22 protein-coding genes, 1 tRNA gene and 2 pseudogenes are annotated in these 22,390 nt (G+C 67.0%); 12 read left to right on the top strand and 13 right to left on the bottom strand.

Annotated elements, in window-relative coordinates; translation table 11 throughout:
* Window positions 1–12: 12 nt before the first annotated feature.
* Window positions 13–438, bottom strand: coding sequence for a DUF1810 domain-containing protein (locus tag MET2598_RS0122035; protein ID WP_012331078.1), 426 nt, complete (start codon window positions 436–438; stop codon window positions 13–15).
* A 450-nt stretch (window positions 439–888) separates the two neighbouring features.
* Between MET2598_RS0122035 and MET2598_RS0122030 the strand changes: the two genes are divergently transcribed.
* The 3 genes from MET2598_RS0122030 to MET2598_RS0122020 all read left to right on the top strand — a co-directional run bounded on the left by MET2598_RS0122030 (window position 889) and on the right by MET2598_RS0122020 (window position 4,971).
* Window positions 889–2,682 carry an adenylate/guanylate cyclase domain-containing protein gene (locus MET2598_RS0122030; RefSeq protein ID WP_012331079.1) on the top strand — a complete coding sequence of 598 codons (1,794 nt, stop codon included), beginning with the start codon at window positions 889–891 and terminating at the stop codon, window positions 2,680–2,682.
* A gap of 35 nt (window positions 2,683–2,717) precedes the next feature.
* Window positions 2,718–3,539 (top strand): phosphatase PAP2 family protein, encoded by an 822-nt coding sequence (locus tag MET2598_RS43450; protein ID WP_012331080.1) that lies wholly within the window; start codon window positions 2,718–2,720, stop codon window positions 3,537–3,539.
* 67 nt (window positions 3,540–3,606) lie between these two features.
* Window positions 3,607–4,971 (top strand): S8 family serine peptidase, encoded by a 1,365-nt coding sequence (locus MET2598_RS0122020; protein ID WP_012331081.1) that lies wholly within the window; start codon window positions 3,607–3,609, stop codon window positions 4,969–4,971.
* 157 nt (window positions 4,972–5,128) lie between these two features.
* On the opposite strand, the gene MET2598_RS0122015 is transcribed toward MET2598_RS0122020, so the two are convergent.
* Entirely contained in the window at window positions 5,129–6,628 is a 1,500-nt protein-coding gene (locus tag MET2598_RS0122015; RefSeq protein WP_018262380.1) for a CoA-acylating methylmalonate-semialdehyde dehydrogenase, read from the bottom strand.
* A 182-nt stretch (window positions 6,629–6,810) separates the two neighbouring features.
* Here MET2598_RS0122015 and MET2598_RS0122010 point away from each other — a divergent pair, with 182 nt between their 5' ends.
* The 4 genes from MET2598_RS0122010 to MET2598_RS41455 all read left to right on the top strand — a co-directional run bounded on the left by MET2598_RS0122010 (window position 6,811) and on the right by MET2598_RS41455 (window position 9,901).
* On the top strand, window positions 6,811–7,731 hold the full coding sequence (locus MET2598_RS0122010; protein ID WP_018262379.1) for a LysR family transcriptional regulator: 921 nt from the start codon (window positions 6,811–6,813) through the stop codon (window positions 7,729–7,731).
* Between the two features lie 197 nt (window positions 7,732–7,928).
* On the top strand, window positions 7,929–9,089 hold the full coding sequence (locus tag MET2598_RS0122005; RefSeq protein ID WP_236728783.1) for a hypothetical protein: 1,161 nt from the start codon (window positions 7,929–7,931) through the stop codon (window positions 9,087–9,089).
* Window positions 9,090–9,115: 26 nt separating this feature from the next.
* On the top strand, window positions 9,116–9,412 hold the full coding sequence (locus MET2598_RS0122000) for a hypothetical protein (protein ID WP_018262377.1): 297 nt from the start codon (window positions 9,116–9,118) through the stop codon (window positions 9,410–9,412).
* A gap of 42 nt (window positions 9,413–9,454) precedes the next feature.
* Window positions 9,455–9,901, top strand: a complete 447-nt coding sequence (locus MET2598_RS41455; RefSeq protein WP_150108581.1) for a hypothetical protein — start codon at window positions 9,455–9,457, stop codon at window positions 9,899–9,901.
* A gap of 16 nt (window positions 9,902–9,917) precedes the next feature.
* Here the strand turns inward: MET2598_RS41455 and MET2598_RS42975 are convergent, their stop codons facing one another.
* Complete coding sequence (locus tag MET2598_RS42975; protein ID WP_018262375.1) at window positions 9,918–11,093, bottom strand: secretin N-terminal domain-containing protein; 1,176 nt, start codon at window positions 11,091–11,093, stop codon at window positions 9,918–9,920.
* A gap of 256 nt (window positions 11,094–11,349) precedes the next feature.
* Here MET2598_RS42975 and MET2598_RS0121985 point away from each other — a divergent pair, with 256 nt between their 5' ends.
* Both MET2598_RS0121985 and MET2598_RS0121980 read left to right on the top strand, forming a co-directional pair.
* Window positions 11,350–12,783 carry an NAD-dependent succinate-semialdehyde dehydrogenase gene (locus MET2598_RS0121985; RefSeq protein ID WP_012331118.1) on the top strand — a complete coding sequence of 478 codons (1,434 nt, stop codon included), beginning with the start codon at window positions 11,350–11,352 and terminating at the stop codon, window positions 12,781–12,783.
* 118 nt (window positions 12,784–12,901) lie between these two features.
* Window positions 12,902–12,978, top strand: a tRNA-Arg gene (locus tag MET2598_RS0121980).
* Window positions 12,979–12,990: 12 nt separating this feature from the next.
* On the opposite strand, the gene MET2598_RS0121975 is transcribed toward MET2598_RS0121980, so the two are convergent.
* From MET2598_RS0121975 to MET2598_RS0121965, 4 genes are all read right to left on the bottom strand, one after another.
* Window positions 12,991–14,010 carry a tyrosine-type recombinase/integrase gene (locus tag MET2598_RS0121975; protein WP_236728782.1) on the bottom strand — a complete coding sequence of 340 codons (1,020 nt, stop codon included), beginning with the start codon at window positions 14,008–14,010 and terminating at the stop codon, window positions 12,991–12,993.
* A gap of 118 nt (window positions 14,011–14,128) precedes the next feature.
* Window positions 14,129–14,323 carry a hypothetical protein gene (locus tag MET2598_RS0121970; RefSeq protein WP_018262373.1) on the bottom strand — a complete coding sequence of 65 codons (195 nt, stop codon included), beginning with the start codon at window positions 14,321–14,323 and terminating at the stop codon, window positions 14,129–14,131.
* 1 nt (window position 14,324) lies between these two features.
* Entirely contained in the window at window positions 14,325–14,897 is a 573-nt protein-coding gene (locus MET2598_RS41450; protein ID WP_157182238.1) for a hypothetical protein, read from the bottom strand.
* A 65-nt stretch (window positions 14,898–14,962) separates the two neighbouring features.
* Complete coding sequence (locus tag MET2598_RS0121965) at window positions 14,963–15,304, bottom strand: hypothetical protein (protein ID WP_018262372.1); 342 nt, start codon at window positions 15,302–15,304, stop codon at window positions 14,963–14,965.
* A 314-nt stretch (window positions 15,305–15,618) separates the two neighbouring features.
* On the opposite strand from MET2598_RS0121965, the gene MET2598_RS41445 reads away from it, so the two are divergent.
* On the top strand, window positions 15,619–16,377 hold the full coding sequence (locus tag MET2598_RS41445; RefSeq protein WP_157182237.1) for a hypothetical protein: 759 nt from the start codon (window positions 15,619–15,621) through the stop codon (window positions 16,375–16,377).
* A gap of 6 nt (window positions 16,378–16,383) precedes the next feature.
* Window positions 16,384–17,385 (top strand): hypothetical protein, encoded by a 1,002-nt coding sequence (locus MET2598_RS41440; RefSeq protein ID WP_157182236.1) that lies wholly within the window; start codon window positions 16,384–16,386, stop codon window positions 17,383–17,385.
* 338 nt (window positions 17,386–17,723) lie between these two features.
* Here the strand turns inward: MET2598_RS41440 and MET2598_RS0121950 are convergent, their stop codons facing one another.
* The 6 genes and pseudogenes from MET2598_RS0121950 to MET2598_RS37105 form a co-directional block, all read right to left on the bottom strand.
* On the bottom strand, window positions 17,724–18,014 hold the full coding sequence (locus MET2598_RS0121950; RefSeq protein ID WP_026190873.1) for a hypothetical protein: 291 nt from the start codon (window positions 18,012–18,014) through the stop codon (window positions 17,724–17,726).
* A 1-nt stretch (window position 18,015) separates the two neighbouring features.
* Window positions 18,016–18,363 (bottom strand): P27 family phage terminase small subunit, encoded by a 348-nt coding sequence (locus MET2598_RS0121945; RefSeq protein ID WP_018262368.1) that lies wholly within the window; start codon window positions 18,361–18,363, stop codon window positions 18,016–18,018.
* Window positions 18,364–18,545: 182 nt separating this feature from the next.
* Entirely contained in the window at window positions 18,546–19,730 is a 1,185-nt protein-coding gene (locus MET2598_RS0121940) for a phage major capsid protein (protein WP_018262367.1), read from the bottom strand.
* The gene (locus MET2598_RS0121935; RefSeq protein ID WP_036270962.1) at window positions 19,727–20,413 is read right to left on the bottom strand and encodes an HK97 family phage prohead protease; all 687 of its coding nucleotides are present in this window, start codon (window positions 20,411–20,413) and stop codon (window positions 19,727–19,729) included. The genes MET2598_RS0121940 and MET2598_RS0121935 overlap by 4 nt, the downstream gene beginning before the upstream one ends.
* A gap of 168 nt (window positions 20,414–20,581) precedes the next feature.
* Window positions 20,582–20,863 carry a hypothetical protein gene (locus MET2598_RS0121930; protein ID WP_018262365.1) on the bottom strand — a complete coding sequence of 94 codons (282 nt, stop codon included), beginning with the start codon at window positions 20,861–20,863 and terminating at the stop codon, window positions 20,582–20,584.
* Between the two features lie 286 nt (window positions 20,864–21,149).
* Window positions 21,150–21,998 (bottom strand): annotated as a pseudogene (locus tag MET2598_RS37105) (phage/plasmid primase, P4 family); the annotation flags it as partial.
* Window positions 21,999–22,050: 52 nt separating this feature from the next.
* Between MET2598_RS37105 and MET2598_RS42970 the strand changes: the two are divergent.
* Window positions 22,051–22,390 (top strand): annotated as a pseudogene (locus tag MET2598_RS42970) (transposase); the annotation flags it as partial.

The raw sequence follows: 22,390 nt of genomic DNA, 5'->3' as shown, positions 1-22,390 counted from the left end.
AAGGAGGGCCCCTCACAGCCCCAGTCGCTCGAGGGTGCGCGGATCCTCCCGGCCGCCGTAATAGAGGTCGAGGGCCGCGCGGAACCCCGGCTCGGTCGGCGCCGCGCGGGAGAACAGCGTCATGCTGGAGCGGAACTTCATGTCGTCCGGGGAGCCGAACAGGTCCTGCGCCGTGCAGCCGGTCAGCGCGGTCGCGGCCGCGGTGCAGCGGCGCAGCCGCTCGCCCAGCAGGGGATGGGCGAGGTAGGCCCGGGCCTCCGGCAGACCGCCGATGGCGTAGCGCTGCGCCATGGCGCTGGATCCGAGCCCCGCGACCTGCGGGAAGATGAACCACATCCAGTGGCTCCGCTTGCGCCCGGCCGTCAGCTCGCGCAGGGCCTGATCGTAGGTGCCGCGCTGCGCGGCGACGAACCGCGCGAGATCGTAGGGATCGTCCATGCCGGGCCTCCGGTGCGGATCGGCGCCGCGATCCCGCGCGCCGCGACACCCCGGGCCAACCCGCGAGGGCCCCCCGGCGATCCGCCGCCCGCCCGGCCGGACGCGGTCTCCGGTTCGCGCGCCCCGCCGGGAGGGGCCGGACAGCCGCGCGGCGAGGTCCCCGCCGATCCCCTTGCCACCAGTTTCGCCACGACCCGCAGGATCAGTGTCACGACATTTCTCGTTACCCAAGATGTCGTTCCCTGCAAGGACGCCCGCTCGGCCGCGATGTCCCGCAATTGCGACCCCGATCGACTCGCACGGTTGCGGTCCTGTTCGTGCCTCGACGGTGCGGACCGGGCCGGGCGGCTGCTCCCCAGCGGTGACCGACTATGGTAAGGAGCGGCGATTGCCCGCGATGCACTGCTCCATCGGGATCGCTCGTTTCGAATGGCCAATGGGGAGCCACGGATGGCCGACACGGGGGATCCGGCTGGGCCGGCCGAGGGGATCGCCCGCAGCACGCTCGCGATCCTGGCGGCCGACGTGGTGGGCTACTCGCGGTTGGCCGAGATCGCCGAGGAGGACACCCACACCCGGCTGCGCGCGCTCCGGGTCCGCACCATCGATCCCTGCGTCGTCTCCTTCCGGGGCCGCATCGTCAAGAACACCGGCGACGGCCTGATCGCGTCCTTCGACTCGCCGCTCGACGCGGTCGCCTGCGCGATCCAGCTGCAGGACGAGGTCGCCGCCACCGAGCGCGCCCAGCCGGGCGAGCGCAGGATCCGGTTCCGGATCGGCGTCAACGTCGCCTCCACGATCGTCGATTCCGGCGACGTGTTCGGCCGCGGCGTCAACATCGCGGCGCGCCTGCAGGAGATGGCGCCGCCGGGCGGCATCATCATCTCCAAGCCCGTCTTCGACGCGGTCGCGCCGCGCGCGCGGATCAAGGCGGTCGATCTCGGCCCGACCCACCTCAAGAACATGGCGACGCCGGTGCGCGCCTATTCGGTGCTGGGGCACCAGCCCGACACCGACCCGGCGGCGCGGCCGCTGCGCCGGCTGAAGGCCAAGGTTCCGTCGATCGCCGTGCTGCCCTTCCGCACCGAGGGGCGCGAGGCCGGCTCCGACTACATCGGCATGGGACTGGCCAACGACCTGATCGTGGCGCTGCAGAGCGTGCGCGGGCTGCTGGTCATCTCGCGCAGCTCCACCCTGCCCTACCAGGGCCGGGGCGTCGACCGCAGGCGGGTCAGCCGGGAACTCGGCGTGCGCTACGTGCTCAGCGGGTCCGTGGCGGTCAACGGGGCGAGGCTGCGGATCAACGCCAGCCTCGCCGACCAGGAGACCGGCGTCGTGATCTGGGCCGACCGCTACGACGGGTCGACGGCCGACATCTTCGCGCTGCAGAGCCGCATCGCCACCCGCATCCTGTGGAGCATCGCCCCCCACGTCCGCGAGGCCGAATTGAAGCGCGCGCTGCGCAAGCGCTCCGAGAACCGGAACGCCTACGAACTCGTGCTGCAGGCGGTCGACGCCATGTACCTCATGCGCAGTCCCGAATTCCCGAAGGCCCGCGAACTCCTGCAGGACGCGATGCGGGCGGACGAGACCTACGCCACCTCCTTCGCGTACGCGGCCCTCTGGCACATCCACAACGTGGCGCAGGGCTGGGCCGCCGACGTCGGCTCCGAGGCCGAGGAGGCCACGCGCCTCGCGGTCGCCGCCATCGAGCGCGACCCGGCGGACGGCTTCGCGCTCGCGGTCTACGGCCACACCAAGGCGCTCTTCTTCCGCGAATACGCCAACGCGATGCTGATCTTCGAGCGTGCCCTCGAAGCCTCGCCCGGCAACGCGATGGCCTGGACGCTCAGCAGCGGCGTCTACGGCTATGTCGGACAAGGGGAGGCTGCCGTCACCCGTGCGGAGCAGGGGCTGCGTATTTCCCCAGTCGACGTGCAATCATACTTCTATCTCATGTTTCTTGGTCAGGCTCATTATCTCAGCAGAAACTACGAGGAGGCGCTGATCTGGGCGCAAAAAACCTTTCTGCTCAATCCGAGGCTCTGCGCAAATTTGAGAATTCTTGCGGCAACACTGGTTGCTCTGGAAAGAATTCCGGAAGCCAATCTTGCCGCCCGGGCGATCCTCTCGGTGCAGCCGGCTTTTCGCCTGAGAGCTTACGCGGCAAGGTGTCCTTTTTCAGGAATTCTGTTAGAAGAATTCATCGACAGGCTGGAGCGGGCCGGGCTGCCGCACGCATGACCGGAGCCGGCCCCCCGGGCGGATCGGAGGGGGTAATGGGAGGCAACTGGTTCGACGCGCTGGGCGGCAACTGGATCAGCCCGATGGGCGGCAACTGGGTCGACGCGGCGGCCTCGCCCGGCCCGCAGGTCTTCGCCATGCGGGCCGACCGGCCGCTGGCGGAGATCCCGGTTCAGGCCGACCTCACCGCCACCTTCCGGGCCTCCGAATGGGATCCCGACCTGATCGCGCTCGCCATCCTGCCGCAATTCATGAAGGCGAAGGTCGGCACCAAGACCTGGGACGCCGCGATCGCGCTGCCGGCGCCGGCCGCCATCACCCAGCCGATGATCGACGACCTCCTGCTCCTGGCGATCACCGAGCGGCCGGACGCGCTCCCGGAGATCGTCCAGCAGCACCAGAACTTCCAGACCTGCTGGCTGCAGCTGCTGAACATCAGCAGGGCCTCCCATCCGCAGACCTACCTGCTGATGAAGCTGATCGCGCGGTGCGGCGAACTGGCCATGATGGTGCTGAAGCTGCGCCACCCGGCGCGGCCGCGGCCGTCCCAGGTCTGCCCGACGCTCTACCCCCCGGTGCCGGTCCCGGGCCACTCCTCCTACCCGGCCGGCCACGCCCTGATCGGGAGCTTCACCTCCGCCTGCCTGGCGGAACTCTTCCCGCCCCCAGCCCAGGCCCAGGCCCAGGCCCTGACCGCGCTGGCCGCGCGGGTCGGCTTCAACCGCGTCATCGCGGGCCTGCACTTCCGCCAGGACGTGGATGTCGGCCTCGACGTCGGCCTGCAGCTGAAGCCCTTCATCAAGCAGTGCCAGCTCTACAAGGACACGCTGGCGGCGGCGCAGGCGGAATGGGCCTGAGCCCGCAGCGCCGAAGCGGTCGCCGCTTCGGCGCAGGAGGCTCTCGCGGCGAAGAGGGGAGGCGTCCGTGGCGCGCAATGTCCCGCATTCCGGGTTCCGTCGCGTTCTCTGGGAGAGGCCGAGCGATCCGGCCCTGGTGCGGGCCGCCGAGAGCGTGGCGGCGCGCGAGCCGCCCGACCGCTGGCTGGACGCCTACCGGGTTCCGGACGGGGTGAGGCTCGACCGCGCGTTCGGGGCGATCCCGATCGGCCCGGGAGCGGGGGCGCGGGAGATCTCCCCCCTGTCCCTCGACCCGCGCCGGTCGGAGCGGTTCCTGGTGCGCGCCATCATCCCGGTGCCCGGCTCCGGCGAGATCCCCGCCACGCTCGACGGCGGCGCGGTCTCTTCCGACGCCGAGGTCGGCACCACCCTGACCTGCGGCAGCAGCCGGGCGGTCGGGACCGAGGCGGACGTGCGGACGCGGCTCGACACCGCCCTGCTCGCCCAGAACGGGCTCGACGGCAGCGGCGTCGCGATCGCCATCGTGGATGGCGGCATCTCCCTGGCGCGGCTCGCCGCGCGGCTCGGCACGCCGCCGCTCCTCGACGCCGGCCAGTCCTGGTCGCCCACCACCATCGTCTCCGTGCCGGGCAGGCACCGGGTCGGGCACGGCACGATGTGCGCCTTCGACGCGCTGATCGCGGCGCCGAAGGCCACCCTGCTCGACGTGCCCGCCCTCGCCGCCCGCTCGGCCGGCGATCACTCGGCGGCCGGGACGGTCGGGGCGGCGATCCAGGCCTACTGGTTCCTGATCACCCGCTGGCTGCTCACCGGGCCGCCGGCCGGCCTCGCGGCGCTCGTGGTGAGCAACAGCTGGGGCATCTACCACCCGAGCCTCGACTTCCCCCAGGGCCATCCGGGCCGCTACGTCGACAACCCGAACCATCCGTTCCGGTTCTACGTCCGCGCCCTGACGCAGAGCGGCACCGACGTCGTGTTCGCGGGCTCGAATTGCGGGCCCGAATGCCCGGCGGCGCCGTGCCTGCAGCGGGTGCAGGGCGCGATCATGGGCGCCAACGCCTATCCGGAGGTGCTCACGCTGGCCGCCTGCACGACCGCCGGGGACCGGCTGGGCTACTCCGCCAAGGGTCCGTCGATCGCCGGGATGACGCCGCAGAAGCCGGACGTGACGGCCTACAGCCACTTCCTCGGCTCGCTCAGCCGGAGCCGGTTCACGCCCGACGGCGGGACCTCGGCGGCCTGCGCGGTCGCCGCCGGCTGCGTCGCGGCGCTCCGCACCCGGGCGAAGCCGGCCACCACCTCCGCCGCCGCGATGGCGCAGGTCCTGCGCGCGACCGCCCTCCAGACCGGGCCCCCGGGGTGGAACGCCGAGCGCGGCCACGGCGTCCTGCGGCCCGTCGAGGCGGGCCGCAGCCTGGGGCTGATCCCCTGACCCGGCCGCGGGCCGGGCGACCCCGGCCCCGCCTGATTCCAGCGGTCATGGGACATGACCGGCGGGTCCGTTCTCGACTCGTCGCCGAGCTGCCGGCTTGGGGCGCGCATTCGAGAGGGTCGACGGCCCGGTGCGTCGGCATCCCGGGCCGGTGGGATCACTGCATGGTGGGCATCACGAAGTCGGCCCCCGCCCGGATGCCGGTCGGCCAGCGGGTCGTGATCGTCTTGAGGCGGGTGTAGAACCGGACGCCCTCCGGCCCGTGCATGTGGTGGTCGCCGAACAGCGACGCCTTCCAGCCGCCGAAGGAGTGGAAGGCCATCGGGACCGGGATCGGCACGTTGATGCCGACCATCCCGACCTCGATCTGGTGGGCGAATTCCCGCGCGGCGTCGCCGTCCCGGGTGAAGATCGCCGTGCCGTTGCCGAATTCGTGCGCGTTGATGAGCTCCGCCGCCGTGGCGTAATCGGGGACGCGGGCCACGGCGAGCACCGGCCCGAAGATCTCCTCCTTGTAGATCCGCATCTCGGGCGTGACGCGGTCGAACAGCGTGCCGCCGACGAAGAAGCCGTTCTCGTAGCCCTGCAGGGTCAGGCCGCGTCCGTCCACCAGGAGCTCCGCCCCCTCGGCCACGCCCGCATCGATGTAGCCGCGCACCTTGTCGAGGTGCTGGCGCGTGACGAGCGGCCCCATCTCGGCCTCCGGATCGGTGCCGGGGCCGACCTTCAGCGCGCGCACCTTCGGGACCAGCCGCGCGATCAGCGCGTCGGCGGTCTTCTCGCCCACCGGCATCGCCACCGAGACCGCCATGCAGCGCTCGCCCGCCGAGCCGTAGGCGGCGCCCATCAGCGCGTCGACCGCCTGGTCGAGGTCGGCGTCCGGCATGATGATCATGTGGTTCTTGGCGCCGCCGAGCGCCTGGGCGCGCTTCCCCTGGCTCGTCGCGGTCGCGTAGATGTGGCGGGCGATCGGGGTCGAGCCGACGAAGCTCACCGCGTTCACGCCGGGGCTGAGCAGGAGCGCGTCGACCGCCTCCTTGTCGCCCTGCACCACCGAGAAGACGCCGTCGGGCAGGCCCGCCTCCCGCAGCCACTCGGCGAGCAGCAGGGCGGCGGAGGGATCGCGCTCGGAGGGCTTCAGGATGAAGCAGTTCCCGCAGGCCAGGGCGACCGGGAACATCCACATCGGCACCATGGCCGGGAAGTTGAAGGGGGTGATGCCGGCCACCACGCCGAGCGGCTGGCGCAGGGAGTGGGAATCGACCCGGGTGCCGACATTCTCGGTCACCTCGCCCTTGAGGAGCTGCGGCGCGCCGGTGGCGAATTCAACCACCTCCATGCCGCGCAGGATCTCGCCCTTGGCGTCGGAGAGCACCTTGCCGTGCTCGGCGGTGATCACGGCGGCGAGCGCGTCGGCGCGCGCCTCCAGGAGGCCGAGGAACCGGTTGAGGATGCGGGCGCGGCGCAGGGGCGGGGTGGCCGCCCAGGCCGGGAAGGCCGCCCGGGCGCTCGCCACCGCCGCCTCGACCTCGTCGCGGCTCGCGAGCGCCACCGCGCCGGTCTGCTCGCCGGTGGCCGGGTTGAAGACGGGCGCCGTCCGGCCCGAGCGGCCCGGCACGCGGGCGCCGTTCACGAAGTGGTCGATCGGGGAGATCATGGCGGGGGTGCCTTCCTGTCCGGCCCGCTCCGGGCCGCCTGTTGACGGGCTGTTCTGGGCCGACAAAAATCGCGGCTCAATGGCAGATCCCGCCCAACCGTTGTGCGGAGTTTCGCGCCCCTGGGGGTCACGCCCGTGCGGGTCGCGCCCGGACGGGTGGTGCCCGTGAGCCGGGGGCGCCGATGAACTGGGACCACCTGCAGGTCTTCCTGGCGGTCGCCCGCTCCGGCCAGATGCTGGAGGCGGGCCGCCGGCTCGGCCTCAACCACGCCACGGTGGCGCGCCGGATCGAGGGGCTGGAGGCGGCGCTCGGCGCCACGCTGTTCCACCGCCGGCCGCACGGCTCCGTGCTGACCGAGGCGGGCGAGGGCCTCGTGCCGGTGGCCGAGCGGATCGAGGCCGAGGTGCTCGCCGCGACCGCGCGGCTGCGGGCGCAGGAGGCCGAGCCGACCGGCACGGTGCGGATCGGGGCGCCGGACGGGCTCGGCAACCTCTTCCTCGCCCGGGAGCTCGGCCGGCTCGCCCGCCGCCACGCGGGGCTGATCATCGAGCTCGTGCCGCTGCCGCGCTCCTTCTCGCTGTCGCGGCGGGAGGCGGACCTCGCCATCGGCCTCGACCGGCCCAGCCACGGGCGGCTGATCCTGTCGAAGCTCTCCGATTACAGCCTCGGCCTCTACGCGGCGCGCGACTACCTCGACCAGGCGGGCGCGCCGGCCGGCGAGGCGGACCTGGCCGCCCACCCGGCGGTGATCGGCCTCGACGACTACGCCTACGCCTCGGCCCTCGACTACGCGGCCTTCCTGCAGGACCGGGCGCGGCGGGTCTTCCGCTGCGCCGGGGCGGTCGGGCAGCTCGAAGCGGTGCGGGCCGGGGCGGGCATCGGCATCCTGCACGATTTCGCGGCCGCCGGCTGCCCGGACCTCGTGCGGGTCCTGCCCGGGATCCAGTTCCGGCGGACCTACTGGCTGATGTCGCATCCCGACAGCCACGAGGCGCGCCGGGTCGCCGCCTGCCGGGACTTCATCACCCGGCGCTTCCGGGAGGAGCGCGACCGCTTCCTGCCGCGCCGGTCCGCCGGCCCGGTCCCGCCGGACGCAACCTGACCAGGCGCAGCGCTGCCGAGGCCGGTCTCCGCCGCTCGGGTTCTCCGCCGCTCGGGTTCTCCGCCTTTCGGGTTTTCCGCCTTTCGCCGCCGAGCCCATCCGGCAGGCGCGCGCGGCCCAGCGCCGGCCCGAGGGAGGTCGGCCCACCCCAATCCTGCCCGTCGCGGCCCTACGAGCAAACCGGGCCCGGCGAGGTCATGGCCTTCACCCGTGATCATTTCCTACAACAACCACTTGCGGAGGCGGCCTTTCGCAGGCATCCTGTGCAACCACAGATGGCCAGTAATGATGCCGCTTTTCTCAAATCCTCGATGACGGAGGGCGTGGTGGCTGGCGATATGGATTTTCAAGAGTCGGTAGTATTTCACGCGGTGCGAGGACCCGACGCGCAACCACATCTTTCTCCGCAAGCGCGCGCCTTGCCGGTGCTCCAACAATATGGACGTATTGCGATTACGTTGGGCGATGTCGGCGTGATGTCGCCGATCAACGAGGAGAATCTGTCTGAAACTGAGAGGCTGGGGCTCGATGCGTTTCGCCTTCGGAGCGAGCAATCCTACAGGAAGGCCAAGGCGAACCGGCCCGCGAACGCGCTGACCTGGGGCGGGGATGGCCCGCGCGCGCCGCTCGACAAGGGCGACCTCGAACGTTCGTTCGATCCGCCGCCCGGAGCCCCGGCGGCTTACAGGCTGGTCGGCCGCGTGGCGGCCGGTCTCGTCATCGTCTCCGGCCCCGGAGCACTCGCGTTCACGCAAGCCGAACGGACCAAGATCGTCGCCGAAGTCCAGAACGCCCATGCTTGGCTAAGCTCGCAAAGTCCTGCGAAGGACGTCACGTTCGTACCGATCATCAATCAGGTTGACGTGACCGCCGCCGACAATCCGCAAGGTGGCGGCTATGAGAGCCAGGAGCAGTTTTGGCGGGATGAGGCGCTCTCCCAGCTTGGTCACGACGCGGGGACGGCCGGTATCGCACAATTTTTGCAAAGCATGCGCCAGAGCGTGGCGGCGGATTATTATTACTGCGCGTTCTTTACAAAGTATACGACTTTTCATTTTGCCTATGCGCATCCTGAGAGCGCTTACCTTGTTCTCAACTACTACAACGACAGCTGGGGGCCCGACAATATCGACCGTGTTTTTGCACACGAGTCCTGCCACATCTTTGGTGCGCCGGATGAGTATGCGTTGGCGCGGTGCGAGTGCGGCGGCTCCTGGGGCGTCTTCGGGCGCCCCAACATCAATTGTGAAAGCTGTGCTCCGAGCGGCGGCGAGCCCTGCTTGATGAAGGCAAACACTTGGTCGATGTGCGCCATGACACCATATCACGTTGGCTACAACGGGTTGCCGGCCGTGTAAGCGGCCGCGCCGCGGAGGGCTGAACGATGAATGAGCTGCTTCTCATCAAGGCGCCCGATCCATCGGAGACTTTCGAAAAGCTGAACTCGAAAGTCACGATCCTGCAATCATTCTCGCCGCGTCTCCATGAGGTCGAGGGCTCTGCGGAGGATGTGGCGGGAGCCGCGAAGCTGCCGGGTGTGGTCGCCGGGGCGGCCGTCCAGCATTCGGACCTGTCACAATCGGAAAAGCTTGCGGTCGATGCGTGGCACTTGCGCCTGAAGGAAAAAGCGCGGCCTTACGAAGGAATGAATTGGGGCTCGGACGGTTTCGACCCGCCGTAGGTGGAGAGCCATTTGCGGCAGGTGGCACAATGCGGGGCGGCCATGAATCGCTTGGTTGTCGTGACATCGGTTTGGCTTGCGTGGATCAGCTTCGCCAGCTTTGTCCTTGGCTCCATCACGACGTATTATGTACAATGGAAGGCGGCCGACGCCGCAAAGAAGGCCAGCGAAGCCGCGAACGGGGCGGTTCAGCGCGCCGCGCCGGCGGGCGGCCCACCGGGCGCGCTGCCGGCCAACGCTCCCACGATCGGCGATCTTTCGGAGCTCTTCAAAGCGATCACGGGGGCGCTCGACGTCGTGGTCAAGGCGGGTCCGGGCTTGGCCGGGCTCATCGCATCGATCCTGTTCCTTGGGGTGGGCTGCTGGGCCTCGACCGAGCCGGACCCGCGAACATGCACCATCAACAAAGACACCGTGATCAGCATCAAAGACAATAAACTGACTGAACCAGTGATCGTTGCATGCAAATCTGATTCCGCAAAGAGATAACTGTTCGATGTGCGATCTAGTTCGCACAGGTGTGAAAAATTGCACTATGAGAGCTTACGGTCCGAGCTAAGATATAGTCTGTAGTCAAATCGCCATATATTTCCGGTAGAACTGTAAAGTCGGTCTCACTCAGGCCTCGTTGATATCCTCTAAAACTTGGAGACTTCCGATGCGCAGGCTCGAAGGCCGATCGATGTACATCGTGCGCCTGATGAACGTCATGGCTGCGAGTGGAGGCGTGGATCCATTCGTGCAGCGTTGCACCGACGCGCATCTCGCCTCCATCTGGATCCGGATGGGCTATGGAAGGCGGATCGATCCCAATCTCCGGCATCCTGACTTTTCGCAGCTTCATAAGAAACTGACCGGTGCCGGCATCCAGATCTGGGGCTGGCACGTGCCGCGCTGCCCGAATGTGGAGATTGCCCAGCAGGAAGCCGAACTCGTCGTCGGCTGGTCGCGGGACTTCACCTTGGCTGGCGTTCTCCTGGATGCGGAGCACGCGCATCCAGTCGACGTCGAAGACCGCGATCGTCTCGCGCAGGGCTTGGATCTGGGCGCGGTCGCCGGAGACGATGAGCAGGTTGCGGGTGCGGTCGGCCCGCAGGACGAGGTCGCGGGGCGCCACCGCCGCGAGGATGGATTGCATCTCGCCCGCCGAGATCCAGCGCAGGGGGATGACCTGCGCCCCGGGCTCGCCCGCGGCATCGGGCGTGCCGCGCACCCCGGAGGGCGGCGGCGGGGCGCCCGCGGGGAGGATCTGCACGTGGCTGCCCCGGCGGCGCAGGGTGACGCCGCGCGCCGCGAGCGCGCTCTCGAACAGGCCGAGCAGGGCCGCGCGGCTGACCGGCCCCGCCGTCTGCAGGGTGACGGTGCCGGCGACGCGCTCGTCGAGGCTGTAGCTCCAGCCGAGCGCGTCCACGAGCACCGCCCGCGCCGCCACCGCCACCGGGGCGTTGACGAGGTTGAGCGTGACGTTGCCCTCCGGGAGCGGCGCGGCCGCCTCCCTCGCGCCGCGCACGAAGACGTCGGTGCCCCGCCGCACCAGCGCCGGGGCCGGGCCGGCGGGCGGGCCGCTCTCGATCGCGCCGCGCAGGCCGTAGTCGGAGGCGCCCGCCGGCGGAGTCCCGCCGCTCCCGAGGGCGAGCGCCATCGCGAGGACGGCGCGCCAAGCCTTCGCCCTCCCCCGCATCGCCCTCTCCTGCGCCAACTCAGCGTAAAGAGATCCTTACGATCCGCATGCTTAACCAAGAGTAAAGCGCGCGCAGGCGCCGGGATCTGCACTTTCTGCGCGCAATCGCCCTTCACGACAACTCTCCCCTTGCGGCACGGCGGCGGGGGCGGACCGGCCCGGCGCGGTCGCCGCGGGTGCGGCGCGGCGTGCCTTTCGGGGCCCGACGCGCTAGATGCGGGCCGTTGCCCCCGCGGTGTTGAGGAGTGGCCGCCCGATGTTTCCCGATGTTCAACTGCATATCGCCGGTGAGTGGCGCCGCGGCGGCGCCGGCCAGACGCTTCCGATCCTGAATCCGGCGACCGGCGAGACGCTGGGCCAGCTCGCGGTGGCGACGCGGGAGGATCTCGACGCCGCGCTCGCCGCCGCCGAGCGGGGCTTCTCGGCGTGGCGCAAGGTCTCGGCCTTCGAGCGCAGCAAGGTGCTGCGCAAGGCCGCCGACCTGCTGCGGAGCCGCGCCGACGCCATCGCCCGGATCATGACCCAGGAGCAGGGCAAGCCGCTGGCGGAATCCCGCGTCGAGGTGATGGCGGGCGCCGACACGATGGACTGGTTCGCGGAGGAGGGCCGGCGGGCCTACGGCCGCGTGATCCCGCCCCGGGCCGAGGGCGTGATGCAGATCGTGCTGCGCGAGCCGGTGGGGCCGGTGGCGGCCTTCACGCCCTGGAATTTCCCGATCAACCAGGCGGTGCGCAAGGTCGCGGCCTCCCTCTGCACCGGCTGCTCGGTGATCCTGAAGGGGCCGGAGGACACGCCGGCGAGCTGCGCCGAGCTGATCCGGGCGCTCCTCGACGCGGGCGTGCCGGGGGACGTGCTGGGCCTGGTCTTCGGCGACCCGGCGACGATCTCGTCCTACCTGATCCCGCATCCGGTGATCCGGAAGATGTCGTTCACGGGCTCGACGGCGGTGGGCAAGCAGCTGGCGGCCCTGGCCGGCCAGCACATGAAGCGGGCGACGATGGAGCTCGGCGGCCACGCGCCGGCGATCGTCTTCCGCGACGCGGATGTCGACAAGGCCGTGAAGGTGCTCGGCGCCAACAAGTTCCGCAACGCCGGCCAGGTCTGCGTGGCGCCGACGCGCTTCCTGGTGCACGACTCGGTCTTCGACCGCTTCGTGGACGATTTCGTCGGCTACGCCCGGGCCCTGACCGTGGGCAACGGCCTGGAGGAGGGGGTGACGATGGGCCCCCTCGCCCATGGCCGGCGGATCGAGGCGATGGAGGGCTTCGTGGCCGACGCGGAGGCGAAGGGCGCGCGCCTGCGCACGGGCGGCAAGCGCCTCGGCAACCGCGGCCACTTCTTCGAGCCGACGGTGTTCACGGACGTGCCGCTCGACGCGCGGATCATGAACGAGGAGCCGTTCGGGCCGATCGCGGCGATCCAGCGCTTCTCGGAGGACGAGGAGGCCTTCGGCGAGGCGAACCGCCTGCCCTACGGGCTGGCGGCCTACGCCTATACGGGCTCGACCGAGACGGCGCAGAAGCTCGCCACCCGCATCGAGAGCGGCATGCTGTCGATCAACCACCACGGCATCGCGCTGCCGGAGACGCCCTTCGGCGGCGTGAAGGATTCGGGCTACGGCAGCGAGGGCGGCTCGGAGGCGATCGAGGGCTACCTCAACACCCGCTTCGTCACCCAGGCCGGCTTCTGAGCGGCTCCCGGCCGGCGCCCCACGGCGCCGGTCCCTTGCCGGCGATTTAGGGGTTGCCAAGCCGATCCGGACCCTCTAGATCACCCCCCACCGACGGAGGCCGCTGCCTCCCGGCCAGGCGCCCGTAGCTCAGCTGGATAGAGCACCAGACTACGAATCTGGGGGTCAGAGGTTCGAATCCTTTCGGGCGCGCCATCTAACTTCTTGCTACGCATCAGCTTTTCCTTTCGGGCTCCGCGGCTCGGGAGGGCTGGTTTGCAGTCGGTTTGCAAATTCTGTTCGTGGCGAGTTCTCCCAGTTGAGGATTGCTTGGTCCGCTAATGCTCGCGTTCGAGCGAGGTAGCGGTCGAGGATCACGGTCACCGTCTTGAGCGAGTGACCAGTGATTGTCGCGATCTGCTGTGGCTGGCAGCCGGCCTCGGACAGCATCGTCACAGCCGTGCCGCGCAGGTCGTGGAAGTGCAGGCTGACCGGCTCGGCGAGGCCGGGCAGCGTGATGCGGTTGAGCCCGGCGTCGGCGGTCGCCTGTTCCCACAGCCGGGCGAAGTACCGCTTCTGCAGCGCCCTCCCCGTCTTGGTGGTCAGGATCAGCGGTGAGACCCGCTGCATGCCGTCCAGCATGCGCCGGAGCGCCTTGGTGCACGGGATGGTGACGAGGGGCGCCACGCGCCCGCCGCGGGCGCTCTTGCCCTGTCTGAGCGTGATGGCGGTGCCATCGTAGGCAGACCACGGCAGCACCAGCAGGTCGCCCTGCCGCTGGCCGGTGTGGAGCGCCATGATCAGCGCGCGCTGCAGCTCGATCGGCGCGACGCGCATGAAGGCGTCGATGTGCTCGGGCAGCCAGACGATCTCGGACCGGTCGGCGTGGTAGAGGCGCTTGAAGCCCTGGATGTGGTTGACGTGGAGCCGGCCATTCTCCCGCGCCCAGGTCAGCATGGCCGAGATGACGGAGAGCCGGTTGTCCGCCTCGCGCTCGCCTGAGGCGCGGGCCACCTTCGCGCGCCAGTCCAGAAAGTCGCCGCGCACGGCCGGGTCGTTCAGGACCTCGCGCGGCATGTCGCCGAACTCTGGCTCGGCCTTCGCCAGCATGCGCCGGTACTCGCGCTGCGTGGAGGTGGAGAGCTTGTCGGTAAACTCCAGCGAGGCCGTGTACTCGCGGATGAGGCCGTTGAAAGTGTCGCCCGAGTGCCGGGCCTTGAGCATCTTCTCCGCCTCGGCGTAGCTCAACAGGAACTCGCGGGAGCCCGGTTCACCAGCGAGGCGCATGCCTGTCGCACGGTGGTACCAATAGGTACGGCGCGTGCCATCCTTCCGCGGCTTGTAGGTCGGGAATACGCCCGGGTACTCAGCGCGAACCACGGCTGGCCCTCCACTGCTCCCTTGCCGTCATCTCGGGCGCGGCATTCCCCTCCCCTACCGTGACGATGAGGCGGCCGGTCGCGGGATCAACCTCGAACCGGCCGACCTTGAGGCCGGCCTCCGCGGCACCCTTCAGGATGCGTTTGACTTCGGTTTGCGTGATGGTCTGGCGGCGGGGCATCTCAGCTCGCGGCATTCTGAATGAAGTCGAGTTGCGGCATCAGTTCAGAGTCCGGCACTCCTGCAGCCCTACCAGCCTCTGCAATCCAAAATTCAAACGCGCGGCGACGAAAAGCATTGTCCGAGCTGATATAGCTAGTTAGCAGGTAGAGACGCGCGAAGCCTTCAATGATCGCCGCTGCTGGGTCTAGAACAACGCAACAAGAACCGGGGATTCCGCCGATTTTCGAGTGCATTCGAAATTCGACACGAGCATCATCACCGCGGCCGGTGATCAGCACGAGGGTTCCGTAGCTCTGATTTATAGCCAGTATGGGGTCGATCTCATCAGTGCCGAACAGCTCGTTTGTGATCCGGTTCGCAGCCGACAGCGTGAAGCCATAGGCGATCGGTTTCCGGTTCACGACGTACCGGGTGAAGTCACCCTCGGAGAACTCGCGCCAGCCGCCCGTAGCATCGGCCCCAATGCTCAAGGGAGTGCCTTTGCTCAGGTTCAGACGGACCCGATTGCGTGGCTCGTTCGCTCCGATGGCGAAATCTCCGATCCGGATCTTACGGCCAGGAGCCTTGGACATAAACAGTCTCCGCGTAGCACATTCTGTACATGTGCTACGCGGAGACTGTTTGTCAAGCGTGCTGCCTACTCGCCAGATGCGCTCCGCCAGTCGCACCGCACCGCGCTCAGCACGACGACGGCCCTGCCTGAAGGCTGGGGCAGCGAGCGCCAATCCATGCCACCGGTTGAGAAATGGAACTCCGCAGCGCCCGCGCACGGAACGACATGCTCCGCATCCGGTGACCCGTACGCCTCGATGCAGAGGAGCCGGCGCTCGTAAAACAGCCACTCATTGTAGGCGTTGAGCAGGGCCGGCGTGACGGGCTCTGCGGCGGCCGTGGGGTTGCCGATGAGGGTGACGCCTCCCCCGATGAGGGGAAGCCTGGTGAGGCCGCGCAGGAAGCCACGGCGAGAAGCAAGAGACATCAGAACGCCTCCTCGGCCGGAATGTGAGCATCGAGATCAACGGTCTGGCCGAGAGTCGCGAAGTAGCGCTCGATGGCCTCGCGCAATTCGGTGAGCGGGTCGGGCTCCGCGTTTCGCATGGCGCGGATCGCAGCGGTGACAGGGCCGACATGTGAGGAGGGCGTGCGGGGGCGTTCGCCGGCAAGAGCCGACGTGGTAGCTTTGTAGATAGCCATAACTGGTCCTTGCAGCAGTTGTGGTCAGGGCCGGGCAAGAGGTGGTGCTCTTGTTCGGCCCGGCAGTTTCTGACATTATCAACCTAGTGGGGGTTGTCAATGTCAGAAACCGAGAAGAACAAGGGTGGCCGTCCTCGCGTCGATGCCACTCCAGTCACGGTCCGCATTCCACCCACGCAACTCGCTAGCCTAGACGCATGGATTGAGAAGCAAGCTGATCCGCGGCCGTCGCGGCCGGATGCAATTAGAAAACTCTTAGATAAGGTACTGAGGAAAGATCGCAAAAAAGAAACCCCTCTTTCGGATGCGGAGCTAATAATATATGGCGAGAGGTTGTTAAAGAACGCCGATGCATTTTATTATGCTGCCCTTCTGGCTGGCGTGCCATTTGATCCCGGCAATGTCCGGGCACAGCAACATCGCGACCCAACGGACGCCGGGATTGCGGCAATTAGTGGACCTAGATTAGACTGCAAAGTCAACGGCCCGCCTATAGTTACAATGGCCTTGGCAACAGAGCTATACCTTAAGCTCCTCAAAGTGTTGGGAGATAAAGTTCCGACTCGTGGCCACAGATTATTAGAGCTTTTTTTAACGGTCGAGACTCTTTCGCCGCGGGCGGCGCAACTGATTATCAACAGAGCAATGTTTTCTCGGGGAAAAAGAGAGCATTTCCTGAGTGTTTTGGGAACTCTGTCGTCAGCATTCGAGGAGTGGAGATATGCACATGAACACGAATTCCTAATCACATCTCCAAGCTTTCTGTTTGACTTAGCGGGCTGCACGCGGGCTGCGATTAGTGAGATATACCCGCATCTTCGCAGCCCGTTCGATCTGCCGCGATCTGCTGACTTCTGAAAAATGATGTCAAGAGCGCGCCCATGGCGCGGTGCTCGAAAGGGTACAGCGACCTGTGCCGGTGATCAAACACGCATTTCTGGCTCGCAAATGAAATACATGCTAGTAAACATCATATACGCAGTGAGTGATGGTGTAGAAATATCCGAAGAACGGTTTATAAAACTGCTTGAAGCGTGTATTTTTATCGCTACCGTCACAGAAGTAGAGGAGATATTTGATTTCTGTATGGAGAACTACTACGAGATTGAGTTAGAGATGCTCTCTATGGTACAGCGCGACCTGCTATTTTCGAGTGATGACCGTGAATATAGCAGAATGCGCGGTCAGATAAATAGAAAGATTATGAATTTTTTGTCTTCAGCTAAATCTTATCTTGATCAAGCTCCGCTTAGAATGGTGGACATATTCGGAAAAACCTCCAAGGAATTCAAGTCTTTTAAGATCGAAACCAACAGATCCTACGATCAGAAAATTGGCTATAGAGTTCTTGAGGCACTAAGAAATCACAGTCAGCATTACGGTTATCCGGTTGGAGCCATAAATTTCGAAGCGGTCTGGCAGACAGATCGAGAACAGCCCCGTCATGTGTTCACGGTAGACCCAATCATATCAATTGAAAACCTTAAGAAAAACAAAAGGTTCAAAAAATCTGTGCTAGATGAACTCGTCTCCCTGAAAAGCCCCGTGTATTTCAAATCATTGTTGCGCGAGTACATTGACGGATTGGGTGAAATTCATGAAACTTTCCGCGAACAAATTTGCGAGAAACTAAGCAGCTCAATCGCGAAAATCGAAACTGCAATTCAGATGTATGTAGACAGACCCGGGAATAAACAACGTAGTGGTAACGAGCCGATTGTCGTAATAAAATACAAATCAGACAACGAAGTTGCGGTGGAAAGGATCATCAATACTGAATTTCTGGATTTCTTGCGCTATCTGCGATTCAAAAATAGAAATTTGACAAACGTATCAACCAGATTTGTGAGTAGTGAATATTCCTAGGGCTTCTACCGGCGATTGGCTGGCCGCCGTCCCGGCTGTCGGAGGGCGGTAGCGGCTCTGCTGCGTGATCCGCATGCGGACCGCGAGCGCCGACATCGCGCGACTCTCCCGCTCGGCCATGGCCGTAAGCTTGTCGAGGCGCCGCACGCCTTCCTCTGTGTCCAGCCATTCCGGTCGGAACTCGTCGACACGCTGCGCCAGCATGCGCGTTCACGACGTGCCGGCAGTACGCCTCCAGCAAGCCGTGCATCTCCCGCCCGAACCAGCCGGCCGGCATTCGTCCGACCACGGCCCGCCACTCCTCACCCTGCTCCGGCGTGAGGTGAGCAGGCGGCCGGCTAATCTGCCTTCGCCTTGCGTCGCTTCGGCATCCGCGCCCCGGCGGCCAGCAGCTCGCGCTGCAGCTCCTGCGCCTGTGTCCAGCTCGCGCTGAAGGCATTGCCCCAGGGCGGCGGCGGGCCGTCACCAACGCCCAGGCCGTCAACCGCCTCGGGCAGCGGCGACGCCTCATGCGGCCCAAGCCCGAGGGCAGCGTGAAGGCGCAGATAGTCGCCCGCCTCGAACGCCTCGACGGCCTCGGCCGTGATGCGATGGTCCCGCACCTTCGATGATCGACGCTTCACCGGCATGTCAGCGCCGCCGGTTCGACAGCAAGGCCGGCGGCCGGGACCGACCCTCGCCGGGCGGTTCGACGTCGAGGTCGAGCTCGCGCACGAGCCGGGCGAAGGCAAGCCGGCTATCCCGCTCGATCGCCACCTCGGGGCGCGCGCGCGGCGAGCCGAAGCGGTCGTCGAAGGTCATCCCGCGCTCGGCGATCGCGGTGCGGGCGGTCTGGCACTGATCCCACGCCTCGGCGGCCAGTTGCAGGAGCCGGAGGTGGTGGCCCTCGAGGTCGTAATCCTCGACGACCGCCCGCCACCAGCGCTGCGTTGCCTCGGACAGGTGCTCGGGCGGCGTCGGCCGGCGCTTCACGCTCATGCGGCAAATCTCGATTGAACGGGGGCAGCGGCCGTCATCGTGCGGGTTCGGGACCGGTCACGAGGGGGGAGGCGCTAGAGTTTGGACGCCCCCCCTGGGGGTAGCGCCGGAGCAGGTGGCGACCCGCTACTGCTCCGGCGCTAAGGCCCGGCGGGGGAACATCCGGGCCATTCACGGGACGGTTAGGCGTTGCCGAAGTCACCGTAGACCAGCGCCGCAGGCCGCTTGACTGCGAGCCCAATCCGCTCCTCGGCCAACACGGCGACGAGGTTGCGCGTGAAGAAGTCCGCGTGCTCGGTCGAGACTTCGACGCGCGGCGCCCAACGGTCGTACAGCGTGGCGGCCTGCTGGAAGGCACCGACGAGGAACTTGTCAGCGGCAATGCTCGTGGTCGTCACGACCGGCAGCCCCCACAAGGTCTTGGGCGTGTTGCTGCCTGGCGCTCCGATCAGGTACAGGCCGCCCGCATCCTTGATGAGGCAGATGCGCATCCAATCGCTCGGGTGCATCACGATCCCGTCAGGCGGGAAATCGGCCAAGCTGCACTGGAGGACGGCCAACGCGACCTGATCCAGCATGGTCGGCGCGGTCATCGTGAACGGCGCCGAGTAGGCCGTTGCCTGCGGGATCAGGCCCAGGATGTTCGAGCCAGTGCCGTCGCCCGACAGGAGTTGGGCATCTTCCCTAACGGCGAGGCCATAGCGCAACTCGCTGTCGATGATGCCGGCGAGTTGCGGAGCATCCTCGAGGATCTGGCGCGAGGCCGGGACCCAATGCGCGATGGTGCGGATCGGCGTCGTCGCGATGTCGAACGCGTAGGCGCTCTCGGCCTTGGCATCGCCCTCGGCCGCCTGGATGGCGGCATTGTTCGTGCGGGTAGTCTGCTTCGGATACTCGACCGATCCGCTCGACACCGGAATGACTGGCAGGAGGTCCCGCACCACGAGCGGGCGCTTCGGGAGCGTTACCACATCGTCACGGGTCGGCGTCGTAAGCCGCCCGCCGGAGTTTGTGGCCGAGGTAATGGTGGTCTTCATCTCCAGGCGCAGCCGGCCCGGGCGGGAGGTCTCCTGAGCAAACGCCTTCAGTTCGGGCGACGCGGTGAACTCCTCGCCCCAACTGAGCGGAGCTGCGGTGGTGCCGAGGCCGCGAGGACGGGCCATCTTCTGCTCCAACTCGGTGAGCTGATCGGAGATGCCGGCGACGCCTGAGGTCAACTGCTCGACGGACTTCAGCCGAGCGTCGACAGCGCGGTTGTTGTCCTCGATGGCGCGGATCACCGCGTCGAGGCCGGTCGCATCCTTCTGCCGAAGCAGGTTGCCGGCGGCACGCGCCGCGCGGATGCCGGGGGTGACGTGCGTGTTCATCGTCCAGTCCTCATCTTCTCGGCGAGCCGCGCGATGCGGTCCGCGGCGATCTGAAAGTGTCGGGCTTCCTCGTCGGGATCGGTCCCGGCGAGGGCAGACCAGCCGCCGGCGGCGAGGCGGTTCGCGGCCTCGCGAGGGAGGCCAGACTTGTGCAGGAGGTCGACCAGCTCGGCCTTGCTGGTGAGGTTGAGCCGGGCCCGGCGGTTGGCCGGCAGGGCCACCACGCTGATCTCGGCCAGGTCCAAATCCGTCAGGATGGTGGTGCCGCGCTCGCCCGACTTTCGACCGCCCTCGGCGACGAAGAAGCCGATCGAAAGGCCGTTCACGTCGCCGTTCTTGATGTGCGCGTGAGCGTCCCGCCCGCGACTGCTGTCGAGGTTGAGTTCGCCGCGCGCGAACAGGCCGTGGCCGTCCTCGCGCAACTCAGTCCATCGGCCGATCGGCTGGCTCTGATCGTGCGACCACAACATGACCGGAGCGCTGCCGCTCGCCTTGTGCTCTGCGAGCGTCCGGCGAAATGCGCCGACTGCTATGACGTCTCCATGGGCGTCGGGGGGGCCCCCGTATACGCTCGCATACCCGGATACAGACCCGGCCACCTTGGCGCCCGGATCGAGCTTAACTTCCAACGGCGGCGCGAGGCGCACCGTGGGTACGTTGCGGAATTCGAGTGTGGGAGGCATGGCCACCATTCACGCGACAAAGCGACGGCTCGGATGAGAGCCCGTTGAGCTTCGCGACCCGGCCTGCCGGTGTCCTGAAGGTGGCGTGTCGATCCTGTCCCGGCCTGCCGGTGACAATCAGCGATCAGCCACAGGCAAAATGCGCGAGGCTCATGGTTCGTTCAAGGCTCAGTGCTGCGTAGCCCGGTGATTTGTAGTGGATGAGGCCGCGGCCTCTTCAGCGTCCGCCTGCTTCGCCGCGAAGACCGACAGCGCGAACAGGAGGCGCGATAGTTCGCGGTTGCCGCTGATCTTCGCCACCGTGCCGCACCCAAAGGCGAGAAGCGCTTCGGCTGCCGCCTTGGCGTCGGTGTCGGGGCCAGCGCCCTCAATCAGGGCTTGCTCGAAACAACGGTGCATTCTCTTGACGACGTGCGCGGGAAGGACGGCGGCGTTCATGTGCTGGCTCATCACGAGAGGTCTCCTGCAATGGGTTGAGGCGGGCGAGATCCTGCGCGCGAGCGCGCGGGAGGCGGTCGTCGTTCGAAACCTGGTTTGCGTTGAGGTGAGGGGGCGGGATCGGCACGCGATCCGCCAGGTTCCCAACTCCTGACCGGCCCTGGGACATGCTGCCGGCATGACGGATGACGCTTCTTGACGCGTCAGCGCTAGTAATCGCCAACACGCGCGTCCGCGTATTAGTGTGGAACGGGAATGACACGTCATAATGCGTCATCCGTCATGCTCCTGAGGCCGTTTAGCCGAAGCTCTCATCTCGCTTCAGCCGGATGCCTCGAAAGCCGCGACCGCGTTCGGTCCGGTGAGGCGCTAGCCCCTTGCGCCGCATCGCCGGGTTGAAGCTCTTGAGGGTGCCGGGCAGGTCGCCTGCGGCCTTGGCGTAGGCAGACCAGCTCTCGAACAACTCAGCGCTGAACTCGAAGGCGACCGGCTGCCCTGGCCGAAGCTCGCACTTCTCACTGAGCCACTGCCCCAACAGATCCTGCTCAGTGAAGTACGCTTCGGTTGCTTCAGCGACGCTTGTGGGCCGCACCAGGCCGTTTCTCTGCCAGTCAAGGCAGCCTTCGATCATCCAACGCAGGATTGCCGGCCACTCGGTCTTCAGCGTCTCCTCAAGCCGCGGGTCGGGCCGCTCGGGCCTCCGGGTGAAGGGGACGATGTTGAACCGGCGCCGTGCCGCATCATCGACGTTCCGCAGCAGCGGTTGGTGATTGCCGACGACGGTCAGCTTGAAGGCCGGTAGGAACGTGAAGTTATCCTGCCGCATGAACCGTGCGGTGATTGGGTCGCCGCCGGTCATCTGCTTGATCCGAGCCTCGGCCCACGCCCGGTCCTCCTCGGTCTCAGACGCGGTCACGAGGCGCGCACCGCAGAGCATGGCCATGTCGGTGCTGTGCTTGTCGCCCTTTGACGCCGTGAACGTGTCCATGGCGGCCGTCTTGGCGTACTCGGCCAGGATGCCCGTGAGCACGTTCAGGAACACGCTCTTGCCGTTTCCGCCCGGCCCGTAGACGAACACGAGGGCATGCTCTCGCGTGACACCGGTCAGCGCGTAGCCGCACCACTGGCGTAGGAACCGGATCAACTTGGACTTGCTTCGGGAAAGTGGAGAGCTCTTTCCGTGAGGGAGGAGGTTCCCGATGCGAGAACCGAAGAAGCGCTTCACCCCTGAGTTTCGCGCCGAAGCCGTGCGCCTTGCTCACACGAGCGGGCGCAGCCGCCGAGAGGTCGCCGAGGATCTCGGCATCGGCCTCTCGACGTTGCGCCACTGGATCGACGGACAGCGCGATCGCGAGATGGAGGCGCCGCCCTCCGACCGCCAGGAGGACATGGCCGCCGAGCTGAAGCGGCTGCGGCGGGAGAACGAGGTGTTGCGCCAGGAACGCGAGATCCTGAAGCGGGCCACGGCTTTTTTCGCCAAGGAGGGAAGTCGATGAGGTTCCAGCTCATCGATGCGGCGAAGAAGGACTTCCCGGTCGC

Source organism: Methylobacterium sp. WSM2598 (assembly GCF_000379105.1).
Classification (GTDB): Bacteria; Pseudomonadota; Alphaproteobacteria; order Rhizobiales; family Beijerinckiaceae; genus Methylobacterium.
This window is presented reverse-complemented; position numbering and strand designations above follow the sequence as displayed.